The organism is Streptomyces galbus, assembly GCF_005280195.1.
Lineage (GTDB): Bacteria > Actinomycetota > Actinomycetes > Streptomycetales > Streptomycetaceae > Streptomyces > Streptomyces galbus.
In genome coordinates this window covers 166983-182009 of the sequence record NZ_SZPR01000010.1, presented here as the reverse complement: position 1 = coordinate 182009, position 15027 = coordinate 166983, and the positions used below count along the sequence as shown (strand labels likewise).

Sequence of the window (15027 nt, the reverse complement as noted above, 5' to 3'; positions counted from 1 at the left end):
TGTCGCGTGTCCCGCTCAGTGCTCCCGCGCCGGCAGCCCCGCCAGGCCCGTCTCCCGCAGGATCAGCTCCACCGTGTCGGCCAGCGCGCTGCCGGCCCCGATCACGGTCTCCCGGCCGCCCGGCAGCAGGTCCAGCGGCCGGTACCACTCCCGGAGCTGCTCCTCGCCGACACCCGGCATGTCCGGCTTGGTGGCGTGCCGCAGGAGGGTCTCCTCGAACGGCACGTCCAGGTAGTAGCAGTGCGTGGGCCCCCGGTGGTCGGCGCACAGGCGTCCGAGCATCGCGCCGTAGCGGGAGGCGTCGAGGACGCCCTCGACGACGACGTGGTAGCCGGCGTCGAGGGCGTAGCGCGCGACGGTGTCGAGGAGCCCGATGTTCGCCCCGCCCGGCCGGTCCCGTTCGCGCAGCACGGTCCGGCGCAGGTGGTCCTGCCCGACGAGCGCGAGGCCCCGGCCGAAGCGGTCGCGGAGGGCGGCCGCCACGGACGACTTGCCGGACGCGGAGTTCCCCCGCAGGACGATCAGCCGGGTGTCGGCACTGCCCACCTTCATGGGCGGCAGGCTAGTGCGCCCCGAGGACTACGTAAGCGCGTTCACCCCGCCGCGCCCGACGCCTCCCGCGCGATCCGCTCGAACTGGGCGCCCATGGCGGCCGCGAGGGCCTGGGCGCCCGACAGCGGACGCACCATCACCATGAACCGGTCGATCAGCCCGTCGTCGTCCACGTGGAGGAAGTCGCAGCCGGTCAGCTCGCGGCCGTCCACCCGGGTGGTGAACACCAGCGCGTGGTCGCGGCCGTCGGGGCCGGACAGCTCGCGCTCGTAGCGGAAGTCCTCGAAGACGCGCAGCACCCCGCGCAGGACGGCCGCGGTCAGTGCCTTGCCCTCGTACGGCTTGAACGCCACCGGGCTGGTGAAGACGACGTCCTCGGCCAGCAGCGCCTCCACGGCGTCCATGTCCCGTGCCTCGACGGCCTCGCGGAAGGCGCGCATCGGATCACCTGCGACTCTCTGTCAGTCAACTTCTTGAATAGGTGTGCCTGACAATAATCACCCGCTGTTACCGTGTCCACATGTCTCTCAAGTACGCCGTCCTGGCCGCCCTCCTGGAGGGCGAGGCCTCGGGCTACGAGTTGTCCAAGGTCTTCGACGTCTCGCTGGCGAACTTCTGGCCCTCCACCCCGCAGCAGCTCTACCGGGAGCTGGAGCGGCTGGCCGAGGACGGGCTGATCCAGGCCCGCGTGGTGCAGCAGGAACGGCGGCCCAACAAGCGGATGTTCACGCTCACCGAGGCCGGCCGCGCGGACCTGCGGGCCTTCTCGGCCACACCGCCGCGCCGGCCGACCGCGATCCGCGACGAGCTGCTCATCAAGATCCAGGCGGGCGACGGCGTCGATCCGGCCACCGTCCGGGAGCTGGTCGAGGAGCGCATGAGCTGGGCGCGCGGCAAGCTCGGCCGGTACCAGCGGGTCCGGGAGAGGCTGCTGGCCGGCCGCACGGAGGAGGAGTACCTGCGCGAGGCCGACCGCGTCGGCCCGTACCTCACCCTGCTCGCCGGGATCGGGTTCGAGGAGGAGAACCTGCGCTGGTGCGAGCGGGTCCTGTCCGTCGTCGCCCAGCGCGCCGCGCTGCCCTAGGCTGCCGGGATGTTCAGCCCCGAGGGCCCGACCCTGCGCGAACTCGCCGTCCAGGCGCTGTCGTCCGTCGAGCGCGGCTACGACCTGCTCGCGCCGAAGTTCGACCGCACCCCCTTCCGCACCCCCGACACGGTCCTCGACGCGGTCGCCGCCGCCCTGCGGCGCACCGGCCCGTACGAGGAGGGCCTGGACCTGTGCTGCGGCACCGGCGCGGGCATGCGCGTCCTCGCCGCGGTGTGCCGCTCGGGCGTCACCGGGGCCGACTTCAGTGCCGGGATGCTGGCGCAGGCCCGCCGGCGCACGGACGTCGCCGGCCCGCGCGTCTCCTGGGTCCGCGCGGACGCCCGCGCCCTGCCCTTCGCGTCCGCCTTCGACCTGGTGGTCAGCTTCGGCGCGTTCGGCCACTTCCTGCCCCGTGAACTCCCGGGCCTGTTCCGGCAGGTGCACCGGGTGCTGCGGCCCGGTGGCACCTTCGCCTTCCCGGTCCTCGCGCCGCCCCGACCCCGTCACCCGGCGTTCTGGATGCTGCTGGGCTTCGACGCCGTGATGCGGGTGCGCAACGCCCTGTGGCGGCCGCCGTTCGTGATGTACTACCGGGCCTTCCGGCTCGGCGACGTCCGCCGTGCACTGGAGCGCGCCGGTTTCGCGGTGGAGCTGTACGCCCTGCCGGAGTTCGGCCGCCGTGACGACGGCAGTCCCCGCGTCCGCATGGTGGCGGCCCGCCGGACCTCCTGACGCCGCCCCGAGGCGGGGCTCGGGCGGTCCCGGCGGGCCGCCAGGGGCCCTCACCCGGCCGCGGGCAGCGTGAACTCGTAGACGAGCGCGCCCCGGCGGGTGTCGACCAGCAGGTCGGTGATCTCCAGCGGGCGCGCGTACTGGTCGTGCACCCGGCGCGTCACCCGCATCGACGGGGCGTCGGGCAGGCGGGTGATCGCGTCGTGGTGGTGCAGCGTCAGGCCCGCCCGCCGCATCCAGTCGTAGGCGCGCCGCAGTTGGGGCGTGCCGGGTGCGCCGACCCGCTCGCGGTAGCGGGCCAGTTCCGCGACCTCGGCGAGCGCGACCGCCGAGAACGACGTCACGGCCGTCCGCCGGCCGCCCCCGTCCGCCCCGGCGGCCTCGTAGCGGTGGACCAGGGTCGGCCGGTGCGGGGCGAGGCCGAGCGCCTCGGCGTGCTCCGGCGGGGGCGGCTCCCAGCTCACGCTGGCCGAGTTCACCGTGCCGGGCTCGGCCGCCCCGGCGCCCAGCGGGAAGGCGAGGCAGGTGGGAGTGGACACCGGCGTTCCCGGCAGGGCGGCGTGGCTGCCGCGCCGGTCGGTCTCGACCAGGCCGTCCCGGCGCAGCACGTCCAGCGCCTGTCGTACGGTCTCCCGGCTGACGCCGTACTGCTGCGCCAGCCGCCGTTCACCGGGCAGTCGCCGGCCCGGCGGGAAGCTGCCGTCGCGCAGGGCGCCCAGCAGTTCCATGGCGATCCGCCAGTACAGCGGCCGTTCCTCGATGTGCGGGTACTGAGGGGGGATGCTGCGGGCCATGTGCCGCGCGCCTCCTGTGGTGACGTTTCGTAGCCGTGCGGGCTCGGTGCGCCACCACATCTACCATTGGTCTAAACCACTAGGGAAGAGCGGACGGCCCGAACGGCCGAAAGCGGCCCCGTCGCCGGATGCGTCCCGGCGTCGTCACAGCGCCCGGTGTGCGGTGTCCACCAGGGCCGTCTTCCGGGGGCTCGTCGGCGATCCGGGGCCCCGTGCGGTTCATGACGTAGCCAGCGCCACCCCCTCCTCGGGGTCCGCCAGGCCGCAGGAGCCGCCGAAGCGGCCGTGTCCGAAAGCCCTCGGGTTCGGCCCGTACGAGCCGTGCGGTCTGCCTGAGCCAGCGGCCCAGGCAGAACTCCAGGTCCCCTTCGCTGCGGCTGCGAGTCCCCGTGCGGACGGCAGGAACGTGGCGGCGGGCTTACGGGCCCGCTTCCCGCTCGGGAGTCGAAGGGTGCGGCTGCCGTGGGCGGGGCTCAGAGCGGCGCCAGGTGCACCAGGTGGAGCAGCACCGTCGTCAGGGCATCGGCGGCCCCGGTGATCGCGGCGAGGGCGAACGGCTGGGCCGCGGCGGTCCAGGCACTGCGCCCGGGCCGGTGCGGCGCGGTGACGGTCGGCAACGGGCAACCGGACGGTTTCCGGGCCGGGGCCGGCGTGTCGTCGGGTGCCGGGCGGGGCGGCAGGCAGGTGCGGGTCCGTGCCCGGGGCGTGAAGGCCATGGCGTACTGCTCCTCATGAGTCGTGGACCGGGCCGTGGTGTGCGGCTGGTGCAACCGAGGCAAAGGCGTCCGGGGGGTTTACGGCGACGGCGGGGTGGCCGCACCAGGTCACCGCTAGCCTGGCGGGGAGGGGTGCGACCGGTTTTCCGGCGGGTTACGGGACCGGAAGCCAAGCGGGGCCGGAGGGCGTGGGGGACGTGGGGCGTCACATCGAGCGGTTCGTCGGCGAGTTGGTGAGAGCCCGCCGGGCAGCGGGCGACCCCACACTGCAGCGCATGGTGCGTCTGGGAGGCGCGTCCGCGCCACGGGTCGGCGCCTCCACCGTCGACGACTGGCTCAACGGCCGCTCAGTGCCCGGGAAGAAGAGCGAGTCCTTCCTGCTGCACCTGGTCGGCTACCTCCGCCGGGAAGCCTGTCGTCTCGAGGCCGGGAGCACGGGAAGTCCGGCGTCGGCCCCCGGCGAACAGGAGCGCTGGCTGCGCCTGGTGCGTGCCGCGCGCAGGGAGCGCGGCGAGGAGTCGCCGGGGGGCCGCCCCCGGAACCGGACGCCGGGCGCCCGACCGGCTGGACCCGTCACACTGCCGCCCCCACCACCGGACTTCGCGGGGCGAACGGCCGAAGTCGCAGAAGTGCTGCGGTGGTTGCGGCCCGGGGCTGCCGGTGTGGAGACCGCGTCCGCCGTCGTCGTGTCGGCGATCACGGGTATGGGCGGGGTCGGCAAGACCGCACTGGCCCTGCATGCGGCGCACGAGGCGCAACAGCGTGGATGGTTCCCCGGCGGAGCCCTCTTCGCGGACCTGCGCGGTTACAGCGCCCTTGACCCCGTGCCTGCCGGGGCCGTGGCGGACAGGTTGCTGCGGGCCATGGGCGTGCCCGTCCGGCAACTGCCCGGTACGGAGAGCGGAGCGCTGGATGCCTGGCGACGTCTGCTGCACGACATGGCGGGGCGGAACGCGTCGCTGCTGGTGGTGCTGGACAACGTCCGCGATCCGAGCCAGGTCGGAGCGCTGCTGCCGGAGCCCCCGCACCGCGCGCTGATCACGTCACGCCAGGCCCTCGGCTCCCTGCCCGTCCACCGCGTCGACGTCGCCCCCCTGCCGACGGACGAGGCGGTCATGGTGCTGGACACAGCACTGCGGGCCGGAGAGACGCAGGATCCGCGATGTTCCGACGACCCGGCCGGCGCGGAGGAGCTGGCAGGGCTGTGCGGCGGACTACCGCTCGCGCTGCGCATCACGGCCGCACTGCTGCGGACGGACCCGGACCGGCCGTTGAGCGCCCATGCCGAGGAACTGCGCGACGCTCGTGACCGGTTGGACGCCCTGTCGCTGGAAGAGGAGGACACGGAGGGCCGTCCGCTGGCCGTCAGGGCCAGTCTCGACCTGTCGTACCACCACCTGCCCGCGGCAGCGGCCCGCGCCCTGCGCCTGCTGGCCACCTGCCCGGGCCCCGACATCTCGACGTCCACCGCTGCCGTTGTGCTGGGCCTTCCCCGTCCCCTCGGCCGCCGCCACCTCGCCGTGCTGGCCCGCCACCACCTGATCGGCCGCACCAGCCTGCCGACGGGGCAGGCGCACGCTCCCCGGCCGATCGAGGATGCCGAGCGCTGGGCCCTGCACGACCTCGTGCGGCTGTACGGCACCGAGCAGGCCGAGCGGCACCGGCCCGGTCCCGGGCCGGACGCCGGCCCCGCGGAGGACGAGGTGGCGGCGGCCGCACAGCGGCTCGACGACCACTGCACAGCCCTGACTGCGGCGGCGGACGCCCTCCTGGACGGCAGGAGCACTGCGGGCGCCGTCCCCGCGCCGTTCGGCGGGGCCGCGGAGGCACTCGCCTGGCTGGACGCCGAACGGGCCAACCTGGTCGCCCTGGTCGGTGCCGCGCGCAGGGCGGACCGGCACCGAACGGTCCTCACCCTCACGCTCAACCTCCAGCGCTACCAGGAGGACCACTGGCAGGGAGCCGACGCGTACCTCTGCGGGACGCACGCGGAGGCGGCGGCCCGGAACCTGCCGCCGGCGGACCACGCAACGGCACTGGCCACCCTCGGGAACGCCTGCCGTCTGACCGGGCGACTGGACGAGGCGGTGGAACGGCTCTCCGAGGCGGCCGAGGCCGCGGCGGCAGCCGGGCGCCCGCGGACAGTCAGTGCGGCACTCCACAACCTCGGCCTCGCCCACGTCCTGCGGGGAGACCTGCCCGCAGCGGAGGCGGCTCACCGCTGCGACATCGATCTGTCACGGCGCCACGGCGACCGGCGGGGCGAGGCCATGGCGCTCGTCGCCCTCGCGGACGTACTGCACGAGCGTGGCGGGCCCGAGGCCGTCACCACGGAACTGGTCAGGGCCGCGCACCTGTTCCACGACGTGGGGGACCGGCGGGGAAGCGGCATGGTGGCTCTGCGCCACGCACGCACCGCGTTGCGCGACCTGCGGGCACCGCTCTGCGCGGCGGCGCTCTGCGGGTGGGCGGTGCACACCTTCAGGCAGGCCGGCGCGCAGGCCAAAGTGGCCGTGGCGTCCATCGAACTCGGCGCTGCCTACTGGCAGCTGTGCCCCGCCTGCTACGGCGCCAAGGCCATCAGGTGGACACGAGACGGTGCGGCGCTGGCCGAGACGGGCACCGATGACCGGCTCAAGGCCCAGAGCACGTTCCGACTCGGTTCCCTGCTCGCGCGCTCGGGCGACCGCACCGGTGCCCGTGCACAACTGGAGCGGACCGCGGCCGTCCGTGCCGTGGGGGACGGCGACCCGGAGCTCGCGCGACTCGCCCGCGCGGCCCGCTCCGTCCTGGCGCATCTGGGCAAGCCCAAGAGCCCTCTGCTCTGCGCCGAAGCGCCCGCACAGGAGACGGACAGGCTGGTCGACCTCGTCGAAGGAATCGCACGCGGCGATACCCCGGCGACCAGCCTCGTCATCGTGGATCCCGTCTGGCTCGCACTCATCGGCGCAGGGCGCTGACACGCGACGCCGGGACAGCGGTCGGGGGCTGCGGCTGGGAACAGGCGGGTGCGGGTCAGCCTGTCGTCGCCGGCGGGTCCGGGGCGCCGGGCGGAGGAAGATCGGTGCTGGGCGGCCTGGTGCGGACGGTGGGTTGGTCACCTCGGGGACCGAACAGGTGCAGGATCTCCACGGCGCCGGGGTCCGCCGGGCCGAACCAGTGGGGCTCGGTGGTGTCGAACTCGGCCACTTCGCCGGGTCGCAGCACGAGGTCCCGCGTCCCGAGGACGAGGCGCAGCCGGCCGGCGAGGACGTAGAGCCATTCGTAGCCCTCGTGCGTGACCAGTTCCGGCTCGCGGTGCGCCAGCACCTGCTTGAACACCTGCACCCGGCCCGGGTACTGCGTCAGGGGCACCAGGACGCTGCCGCGCCCCTTGCGTACGGGCCGCAGGTGCACCCGGGGGTCACCGCTGGCCGGTGCCGCCACCAATTGATCGAGCGCGATGCGGTGGGCCCGCGCCAGCGGAATGAGCAGGTCCAGAGTGGGACGGCGCTTGCCCGACTCCACCCGGGACAGCGTGCTCACGGAAAGTCCGGTCACGGTGGCGAGTGCCTCGAGGGTGAGACCCCGGTCCCGGCGGAGCACGCGCAGCCGCGGTCCGATGCCGTCGAGGATCTGCTCCAGCTCCGGGTCCCCGGACCTCGTGTTCATGGACCCATTTTGCAGTCTCCGCGAAATCGCTGGGCGACCGCCCCGGTCCGGTCACAGCCTTGCCGGGCACTGTTCCCGCACCCCGGAGGCAAACGTGACTGCGACGACACACCCCCTTCCCTCCCGGCTCAGCGCGCGCGGACGCTGGACGGTCCTGGCCGTCTGCTGCCTGAGCATGTTCCTGGTGGGCCTGGACACCACCATCGTCAACGTGGGCCTGCCGGCCATCGGGCGCGGCCTGGAGGTCGGCACGCGCGGTCTCGAATGGGTCGTGGACGCCTACACCCTGGTCCTGGCCAGTTGTCTGATCTCCTCGGGCGCACTGGCGGACCGCTTCGGACGCCGTCGGGTGTTCCAGTGCGGACTGGCCGTGTTCGGCACCGCCTCACTGCTCTGCGCCCTCGCCCCGTCGGTCGGCGTGCTCGTCGCGGCCCGTGCCCTGCAGGGCGTCGGCGCCTCGATGCTCAGCCCGGTGGCGCTCGCCATCGTGGTGAACACCATGCCCGACCCCAAGGAACGGGCGCAGGCGATCGGCATCTGGGCCTCGGTGTTCGGGCTGAGCATGGCCGCAGGCCCCCTCACGGGCGGCGCACTGCTCGCCTGGCTCGACTGGCGCGCACTGTTCTGGATCAACGCCCCCGTCATCACGGCCGCCCTGCTGCTCAGCGCGGTGTTCGTACCGGAGTCCCGGGCACCGCGGACCCGGCGGCTCGACCTGCCCGGCCAGATCCTGCTGACGCTCGTCCTCACCGCCGTGGTCGGCGTCCTGATCGAAGGGCCACACATCGGCTGGACGTCACCCGCGGCCTTCACCGGGTACGCGGTGGCCGCTGTGGCGACCGCCGGTTTCCTGAGGGCCGAGTCCCGCCGGTCCGAACCGCTCATGGATCTGAGCCTCTTCACCCGCCCGGCGTTCAGCGGCGCCGTCGTCGGCGCGGTCGCCGTGTTCGTGGCGCTGAACATGACGCTGCTGCTGAACACCCTCTACCTGCAGCACACCCGTCAATGGACGCCGCTGGCCACCGGCCTGGCGACCCTTCCCCTGGCCGTCGGGGCGACCGTCTGCGCCCCCTGGTCCGGCCGCCTGGTCGGCACCACGGGACCGCGGCTGCCGCTGCTCCTGGCCGGTGCCTTCATCACGGCCGGTGCTCTCTGCCTGGTCCGGCTCACTCCGCACACGAGCCTGCTCCTGCTGCTGGCCTCCTATGCGTTCATCGGTATCGGGTTCGGCTTCGCCAACGCTCCGATCACCAACACGGCGGTCAACGGACTGCCGCCCGCCCAGGCCGGCGTGGCCGGGGCGATCACGTCCACCGCACGACAAGTCGGTGCGGCCCTCGGCATCGCCACCGCCGGCGGTCTGGTCACGACCACCGCCCCGACGGGGCTCGCTCACGCGTCACGCCCCGGATGGATGCTGGTCGCCGCCTGCGGCGGCCTGCTCGTCCTCCTGGCCCGCACAGCAGGGCGGAGGACAGCCTCCGCTGCGCGTCGCCGTCGTTGACGCTCCTGCCGCTCAGTTCGCGTGGCAGGCCCTGCCGGCCGCCGCGCTGCCGGCGCTACGTACACCGTCCTCGATCAGCGCGGACATCGCGCTCATGGTCGCCCGCGTGACATCCCCGGTGACGTAGACGATCGCCGTCCGTGAGCCGTCCGCGGTGGCGCCGGCCCAGGCGTGGTAGCCGAGGAGTTCGCCGAAGTGGGAGTAGAAGCTGCCGCCGCCGGGGAGCGGCAGTTCGGCGAGGCCGAGGCCGTACCGTGCGCCGTCGATGCCGATCCCGGGCGCCGGGACGGTGGCGGTCATCTCGGAGAGCCGCGGGGGAGTCAGCAGTTCGCCGCCGAGCAGGGCGGAGTAGAAGGAGCCGAGGTCGCGGACGCTGCTGAGGAGAGCGCCGGAGCCGACAGCCATGCTGGGGTTGAGGAGGGTGACGTCGATCGGCGTCCCGGTGCCGAACGACGCCCAGCCCCGTGCGTGCGGGCCGGTGACGAAGGGTGACTCACCGGGGGCACGGGTGGCGTCGAGGCCGAGGGGGCGGATGATCCGGTCGGTGATCTCCTCGGCCCAGCTCCGGCCGGTGATCCGCTCGATGATCATTGCGGTGAGCAGGTAGTTGGTGTTGGCGTACGACCACGCCTCGGGCGCTGTCCCGAGCCGCAGAGCCGCCCTCGCCAGCTCCTGAGGCGCGTAACCGCGCAGCCGCTGCGCCCGGTAGCCCTGCGCGCTGGTCAGCGCCGGGATCCCGGGATCGAGCAGGCGGCTGGTGTGGCGCAGCAGGTCGCGTACGGTGATGTCCCGCGTCACCTCCGGCAGCCAGTGTCGTACGGGAGTGTCCACCGCCAGGTCGGGGAGCTGGAGTGCGACCACCGCCGTGAACGTCTTGGTGAGGCTTCCGATCCGGAACCGGCCGTCGTGCGGTGTCCCGGCGAACGCGTGGCGTCTGCCGCACGGCGACATCACCTCCGCGCCCACTCCCGCGACGCCGGTGGCCAGGATCGCGTCCACCTGCCGCTGAAGATCGCCGTCCGCCGACGTGGACGCGGGCGTGACCGGGTTCCGGGAGGCGGGTGCGGAAGCCGCCGCCTGCCCCTTGGCCGAGCCCGCCAGGGCCGATGCCATACCGGCGGTGAGAACGGCCCGGCGTGACACGGGTGTACGCATGATGATCCCCCTTCGGTCTCCTCCATCCCACCAGCGCCGGGAGAGCGTGCCCATCCTGTTGTCCTCCCTCCTGGCCTCCGGCTGGCCCCCGTAGGGACCCGGGGTACCCGGGTCGGTCCGACGGGTGTGCCGGTCGTCACGGCTGCGTGTGTCGCTCGGCGGCGTCGAGCGCCGGCGCGAGGGGGGCCGGCGTCGCGCGGAGCTGGCCGGGCAGTGAGCCGGAGGGCACGAACAGACCGTGTCGTCGAACATGCCCTGGGGCAGGAATTCCACGTCCGCCCCGGCCGTCCGCCGAAGTGTGCCCCTCACGGGCGGGCTCACCCTCGCCCTCATCGCGACGCTGGCCGTTCCCGCGTTCTCCGCGCCCACCGCCGCCGGTGTACCGGTGACCGCGCCCTGTCCGGCGGATCTCGCGGATGCGGCGACCTGCTACACCGGGCGGAGCGCGGACGGCGCCTTCTACGCGATCGCCGTTCCGAAGGAGTGGAACGGTTCCCTGGTCGTGCACGCCCACGGCGGGCCGGACCTGGGCGAGGAGTCCGACCCCGAGCGCAGCGTCGGGGACCTCGGGCGGTGGTCGGTCATGGTGAAGCAGGGCTACGCATGGGCCGGTTCCTCGTACCGCCGCGGTGGTTACGGAACGCGGATGGCAGCCGCCGACACGGAAGGTGTGCGACGGCTCTTCGTGGAGAACTTTCGTCAGCCGCGCAGGACGTATCTCCACGGGCAGTCCTGGGGCGGCGACGTCGCCGCCAAGACCGCCGAGGTGTACGGCGCGAAGAAGAACGGGCCGTACGACGGGGTGCTGCTCACCAACGGCGTCCTCGGCGGCGGCTCGCGCGGATACGACTACCGGGTGGACCTGCGCGTGGTCTACCAGTACTACTGCCACAACCACCCGCGGCCGGACGAAGTGCCGTACCCGCTGTGGCAGGGCCTGCGCCCGGGCTCGACGATGACGACGGCCGGTCTGCGCGCACGGCTCGAGGAGTGCACCGGATTCTCCTCGCCCCCCGGGGAGCGCACAGCGGCGCAACAGCGCAATCTCGACGACATCCTCGCCGTCACCAGGATCCCCGAGCGCACACTGGAGTCGCACCTGAGGTTCGCCACGTTCACCTTCCGGGACATGGTGCACAACCGGCTCGGTGACCGGAACCCGTTCTCCGACGTGGGAGTCGTCTACTCCGGCTCCCACGACGACGCCGCCCTCAACGCGGGCGTCGAGCGCTTCTCGGCTGACCCGACCGCGGTCCGGGACCTGTCCTACGACAGCGACCTCACCGGCAAGGTGTCGATCCCGGTCCTCACGCTCCACGCCATCGACGACCCGACGGCGTTCGTGGAGCACGAGGCCGCCTACCGCGCCACCCTGTACGGCGCCAAGCGCGACAAGTACCTCGTGCAGACCTTCACCGATGAGCACGAGCACAGCGGGCTGAGCACGTCCGAGTACGCCAACTCCCTCTCGGCCCTCGACGCGTGGGTGCGCAGCGGCAAGAAGCCCACCGCGGCCTCGATCGCGGCCTCCTGCCCCGCTCTCGACGCCCGCTACGGCACCGGGTGCTTCTACCGTCCGTCCTACGCCTCCCAGCCGTACGCGACGCGCGTGAACGCCCGCCCCGGCGGCCTGGACTGGCCCGCCCTGACGGCACGGCAGGAGAAGAAGTGGAGCCGCCTGCCCATGGTGGGCATCGCGCCCTGAGCGCCCTCGAGGACCCCATCCGTCCGGTGCCTGGCCGCGGGCCCGGCACCTCAGTCGTCTGCGGTCAGCAGCCGCAGCAGATGGATGCAGGCGTCCTCCTCGCGCGTGTGCCGGGCGATGGTCTCCCAGGTGCCTCGCTCGTAGGCTCCCGTCTCCCACCTGCCGGAAAGGGCAGGTGACCGGCGCAGATACAGGAAGTCGGTGGGCAGCGGGGAGGGTTGGTGGACGTCCTCGATGTAGTAGTGGCCGTCCTGCACGCCCCGGGCGCGCAGGACGGTGAGCAGACTTCTGCGGTCCACCGGCCGGCCCGGGTTCAGCCGGCGGCAGGGGCGAGGTAGCCGTGGTCGAGCAGCCACTTCACGTTCAGCCGCTCACCCGTGCCAGGGGCGAGGAGGGCCGGGTCGAGCTTGATCTGCCGGCCGCCGCCGGGCTGTTCGAACCAGGGAGCGATGCGGCCCTGCCAGACGAGGAAGGGCTGTTTCACGGTGTAACGGTGGTAGTCGCAGGGGTACTTCGGGTCGCGGGTGTTGAGGTTCTGCGGGGGCAGGGCCCGCTTGGCGTAGGGGTCGCCGGCGGGAGCGAGGTAGGAGCCGTACTCGGAGCCGAAGCGGTCGAGGTCCTCACCGGGCTCGAGGACCTCGACGTGCTTGTCGACCTCGCCGGTGTTGGTCTCGGCGAACCCGTCGTTCGGCGGGTACTTCCACCCGCCCGGTCCCTGCGGGGTGTCGTCCTTCCAGTACTTGGCCAGGAAAGCCCGGGGGGACAGTCCGCCCGTGCGCTGGTAGTTCCTCAGCAGCGGCCCGACCGGCGCTTGCCACGAGCGGGGCAGGTTCCGCGGTCCCAGTCGCGCGTCTCCCCGGTACTCGCCGGTGCAGGGGGCGGGCAGGGACTCAGTCGGTGCCGCGCGGAGGCCGGCGTCCTCGGCGGCGGTGGCCGCGGTCGGTGCCAGAGCGGCAGCCGCGGTCAGGGCCAGGGCGGACAGAGTGCTGCGAGTGCGGTGGTTCACGTGTCGTACTCCGGTGGCTCGGTCGAAGGCGAAGCCGGCCCAGGCGTGCGTGGCTGGAACAGGCTGGTCCGCCAGGAGGCCGGAGGAGTGGCCCGGCCGGGGCCGAGGACGGCGAGACGTGAGGTCGCCGTGATCCGATCCCAGGATGCAGACGGGCCGGACCCGCCGAGACGGAGATCAACGATCGGGGGACCGGCAGGACACTTGTTCCTCCGCGCCGCTCGTGTGCAGCCGATGAGGCACGACACCCATGCCCGGACGGCAGGGGGAACGGGTCGACTGGAGCGAGAGCCGGCTCGGCGAGCGGCTGTGGCTGCCCGGCACAGGCGGTCACAGGGCTCGACCGCAGGGCATGCCGTCGCCGTGCCCAGGTGGAGACTCGATGCCTTCGACGAGCCGTGAGGAACGGACCGCCGGGAAGGTCACGCCCGCGCGGCGGTCGCGGCCGCCGCGCCGGGACGGGTCAGGCGTAGGACCGCAGCCAGCGCAGCTTCGCCGCCTCCTGGTAGGGGCCGCCGCCCTCGTGGTCGTTGAAGTCGTAGACCTCGATCGCCTTGTCCTCGTGCGCCCACGCGTGGAAGGCGGCGAACACCGTCGAGGGCGGGCAGGTCTGGTCCTCCAGGGCCGCCGAGAACAGCGCGGGCGCCGAGCCGCGCGCCGCGAAGTGGACCCCGTCGAAGTAGGACAGCGTGCGCAGCGCGTCCTCGGTGCGGCCCCGGTGCGTCTTGAGGAACAGGCCGATCTCCCGGTACGGGTGACGGTCCGTCAGGACCGCGGCCCGCGGGAAGTCGCACAGGAACGGCACGTCCGGCGCGACCGCCACCAGGTCGGGCACCAGGCCGCCCACGGCGATCGCGATGCCGCCGCCCTGGCTGGCGCCCACCGCCACCGTGCGCGAGGCGTCGGTCAGCGGGTGCGACCGGGCCGCCTCCACCGCACGCACCGCGTCCGTGAACACCCGCCGGTAGTAGTAGTTCTCGGGCGCGTCCAGGCCCCGGGTCATGAAGCCCGGGTACGCGGGGGCGCCGCCCACCGGGTCCGCCGTGGCGCCGCCCCCGCCCCAGGTGCTGCCCTGGCCGCGGGTGTCCATGACGAAGTGGGCCCGGCCCGTCGACGCCCACAGCAGGTGCTCGTGGGGCAGCCCGCGCCCGCCGCCGTAGCCGACGAACTCCACGACGAGCGGCAGCGGTCCGGTGGCGCCGGCGGGCAGCGTCAGCCAGCCCTTGACCGGGTGCCCGCCGAATCCGGCGAACGTCACGTCGAACACCTCGACCGTCGACAGGCCCGTGTCGACCGGCTCGAAGCGGGCGCCGAGGTCGTGCGCGCGCGCCTCTTGGAGCGTCTTGGACCAGAACGCCTCGAAATCCTCCGGCTCGGTGGACGCGCTGCGGTACGCGCGCAGTTCGTCGAGGGAGAGGTCGAACAGGGCCATGCAGGACCGCCTTTTGTCAACGGACTGAACGAACCAGCACACCGTACGTGCCCGGGACAGCGCTCACCAGACCCGTGACGCGCGAACGGGGACCGCGGCTCAGGCGTTGTGCCGCCGCGTCCACCGCGGTTCGGTGCGGGCCCAGTCCCGCTCCCACTCGGCCAGCCGCCGGTGCAGTGCCGCCCGGCGCACCAGCGCGTGCCCCAGCAGCACCGCGGTCCCGCTGCCCAGGGCGACGCAGGTGCCGATGGTCAGCGTGTGCTGCCACACCGCCGTGTCGTCGGGCGGCGCGGTGACACCACGCCCCCGGGAGTCCAGCCACACGGCCACCGTGTCGCCGGTGCGCGTGCCCGCCGGCACCCGCGCCGCCGTCAGCCGTGGCCGTTCGCCGGGCGGGGTCCAGCGCACGGTCACCAGGTAGCTCCGCCGACGCCCGTCCTCCATCACCGGCAGGGTGTCCGGGAGGTCGCCCACCACCTCGGCGCGCACCCGGTGACGGTCGGCCCGCTGGGCCAGCGCCACGGCGCGGGCCTCGTCGTGCGCCCAGCGGCCCGCGAGGGACCCGGCCAGGGGCGCGCCCACCAGCAGCAGCACGGCGACCACCAGCGCCGTCCACGCCTCCACGACATCCGACCGGCGCCGCAGCGGATTGCTCCGCCACCGCCAGCCGCGCACCCGGATTCGCACGTCGAC

General features: G+C 73.5%; 15 protein-coding genes. 5 read left to right on the top strand and 10 right to left on the bottom strand.

The annotated features are described in order from the left end of the window. Positions 1-15: 15 nt before the first annotated feature. Entirely contained in the window at positions 16-552 is a 537-nt protein-coding gene (locus tag E4U92_RS09145; RefSeq protein WP_174863767.1) for a kinase, read from the bottom strand. 41 nt (positions 553-593) lie between these two features. Beyond that, entirely contained in the window at positions 594-992 is a 399-nt protein-coding gene (locus E4U92_RS09140; RefSeq protein ID WP_137299796.1) for a nuclear transport factor 2 family protein, read from the bottom strand. An 80-nt stretch (positions 993-1072) separates the two neighbouring features. Here E4U92_RS09140 and E4U92_RS09135 point away from each other — a divergent pair, with 80 nt between their 5' ends. Both E4U92_RS09135 and E4U92_RS09130 read left to right on the top strand, forming a co-directional pair. Next, complete coding sequence (locus E4U92_RS09135; protein ID WP_137299795.1) at positions 1073-1636, top strand: PadR family transcriptional regulator; 564 nt, start codon at positions 1073-1075, stop codon at positions 1634-1636. Positions 1637-1645: 9 nt separating this feature from the next. Further along, complete coding sequence (locus tag E4U92_RS09130; RefSeq protein ID WP_137299794.1) at positions 1646-2371, top strand: class I SAM-dependent methyltransferase; 726 nt, start codon at positions 1646-1648, stop codon at positions 2369-2371. 50 nt (positions 2372-2421) lie between these two features. Here E4U92_RS09130 and E4U92_RS09125 read toward each other — a convergent pair whose 3' ends face one another. Then, complete coding sequence (locus tag E4U92_RS09125; protein ID WP_137299793.1) at positions 2422-3165, bottom strand: GntR family transcriptional regulator; 744 nt, start codon at positions 3163-3165, stop codon at positions 2422-2424. A gap of 473 nt (positions 3166-3638) precedes the next feature. Beyond that, positions 3639-3881 (bottom strand): hypothetical protein, encoded by a 243-nt coding sequence (locus E4U92_RS35845; RefSeq protein WP_168725073.1) that lies wholly within the window; start codon positions 3879-3881, stop codon positions 3639-3641. A 275-nt stretch (positions 3882-4156) separates the two neighbouring features. Here E4U92_RS35845 and E4U92_RS09115 point away from each other — a divergent pair, with 275 nt between their 5' ends. After that, positions 4157-6841 (top strand): tetratricopeptide repeat protein, encoded by a 2685-nt coding sequence (locus E4U92_RS09115; RefSeq protein WP_137299792.1) that lies wholly within the window; start codon positions 4157-4159, stop codon positions 6839-6841. 55 nt (positions 6842-6896) lie between these two features. Here E4U92_RS09115 and E4U92_RS09110 read toward each other — a convergent pair whose 3' ends face one another. Then, positions 6897-7532, bottom strand: coding sequence for a helix-turn-helix domain-containing protein (locus E4U92_RS09110; protein ID WP_137299791.1), 636 nt, complete (start codon positions 7530-7532; stop codon positions 6897-6899). Between the two features lie 94 nt (positions 7533-7626). Between E4U92_RS09110 and E4U92_RS09105 the strand changes: the two genes are divergently transcribed. Further along, the gene (locus E4U92_RS09105; protein WP_229862431.1) at positions 7627-9036 is read left to right on the top strand and encodes an MFS transporter; all 1410 of its coding nucleotides are present in this window, start codon (positions 7627-7629) and stop codon (positions 9034-9036) included. Between the two features lie 12 nt (positions 9037-9048). Here the strand turns inward: E4U92_RS09105 and E4U92_RS09100 are convergent, their stop codons facing one another. Continuing rightward, positions 9049-10149, bottom strand: a complete 1101-nt coding sequence (locus E4U92_RS09100) for a serine hydrolase domain-containing protein (protein WP_229862433.1) — start codon at positions 10147-10149, stop codon at positions 9049-9051. Positions 10150-10441: 292 nt separating this feature from the next. Between E4U92_RS09100 and E4U92_RS09090 the strand changes: the two genes are divergently transcribed. Next, a complete protein-coding gene (locus tag E4U92_RS09090) occupies positions 10442-11896 on the top strand; it encodes a hypothetical protein (protein WP_373311500.1) in 1455 nt (484 codons plus the stop codon). A 50-nt stretch (positions 11897-11946) separates the two neighbouring features. Here the strand turns inward: E4U92_RS09090 and E4U92_RS09085 are convergent, their stop codons facing one another. The 4 genes from E4U92_RS09085 to E4U92_RS09070 all read right to left on the bottom strand — a co-directional run bounded on the left by E4U92_RS09085 (position 11947) and on the right by E4U92_RS09070 (position 15021). Continuing rightward, positions 11947-12195, bottom strand: a complete 249-nt coding sequence (locus E4U92_RS09085; protein ID WP_137299787.1) for a hypothetical protein — start codon at positions 12193-12195, stop codon at positions 11947-11949. A gap of 14 nt (positions 12196-12209) precedes the next feature. After that, positions 12210-12902 carry a TNT domain-containing protein gene (locus E4U92_RS09080; protein ID WP_137299786.1) on the bottom strand — a complete coding sequence of 231 codons (693 nt, stop codon included), beginning with the start codon at positions 12900-12902 and terminating at the stop codon, positions 12210-12212. A 463-nt stretch (positions 12903-13365) separates the two neighbouring features. Next, on the bottom strand, positions 13366-14334 hold the full coding sequence (locus E4U92_RS09075) for an acetylxylan esterase (protein WP_137299785.1): 969 nt from the start codon (positions 14332-14334) through the stop codon (positions 13366-13368). Between the two features lie 99 nt (positions 14335-14433). Continuing rightward, positions 14434-15021 carry an Rv1733c family protein gene (locus E4U92_RS09070; RefSeq protein WP_137299784.1) on the bottom strand — a complete coding sequence of 196 codons (588 nt, stop codon included), beginning with the start codon at positions 15019-15021 and terminating at the stop codon, positions 14434-14436. Positions 15022-15027 lie beyond the last annotated feature (6 nt).

Excerpts from the sequence above, each read along its gene's own strand:
- E4U92_RS09135 (WP_137299795.1), top strand. The coding sequence starts at position 1,073 with ATGTCTCTCAAGTACGCCGTCCTGGCCGCCCTCCTGGAGGGCGAGGCC.
- E4U92_RS09090 (WP_373311500.1), top strand. The coding sequence starts at position 10,442 with ATGCCCTGGGGCAGGAATTCCACGTCCGCCCCGGCCGTCCGCCGAAGT.
- E4U92_RS09115 (WP_137299792.1), top strand. The coding sequence starts at position 4,157 with ATGGTGCGTCTGGGAGGCGCGTCCGCGCCACGGGTCGGCGCCTCCACC.
- E4U92_RS09140 (WP_137299796.1), bottom strand. The coding sequence starts at position 992 with ATGCGCGCCTTCCGCGAGGCCGTCGAGGCACGGGACATGGACGCCGTG.
- E4U92_RS09125 (WP_137299793.1), bottom strand. The coding sequence starts at position 3,165 with ATGGCCCGCAGCATCCCCCCTCAGTACCCGCACATCGAGGAACGGCCG.
- E4U92_RS09130 (WP_137299794.1), top strand. The coding sequence starts at position 1,646 with ATGTTCAGCCCCGAGGGCCCGACCCTGCGCGAACTCGCCGTCCAGGCG.
- E4U92_RS09075 (WP_137299785.1), bottom strand. The coding sequence starts at position 14,334 with ATGGCCCTGTTCGACCTCTCCCTCGACGAACTGCGCGCGTACCGCAGC.
- E4U92_RS09100 (WP_229862433.1), bottom strand. The coding sequence starts at position 10,149 with ATGGCATCGGCCCTGGCGGGCTCGGCCAAGGGGCAGGCGGCGGCTTCC.
- E4U92_RS09110 (WP_137299791.1), bottom strand. The coding sequence starts at position 7,532 with ATGAACACGAGGTCCGGGGACCCGGAGCTGGAGCAGATCCTCGACGGC.
- E4U92_RS35845 (WP_168725073.1), bottom strand. The coding sequence starts at position 3,881 with ATGGCCTTCACGCCCCGGGCACGGACCCGCACCTGCCTGCCGCCCCGC.
- E4U92_RS09145 (WP_174863767.1), bottom strand. The coding sequence starts at position 552 with ATGAAGGTGGGCAGTGCCGACACCCGGCTGATCGTCCTGCGGGGGAAC.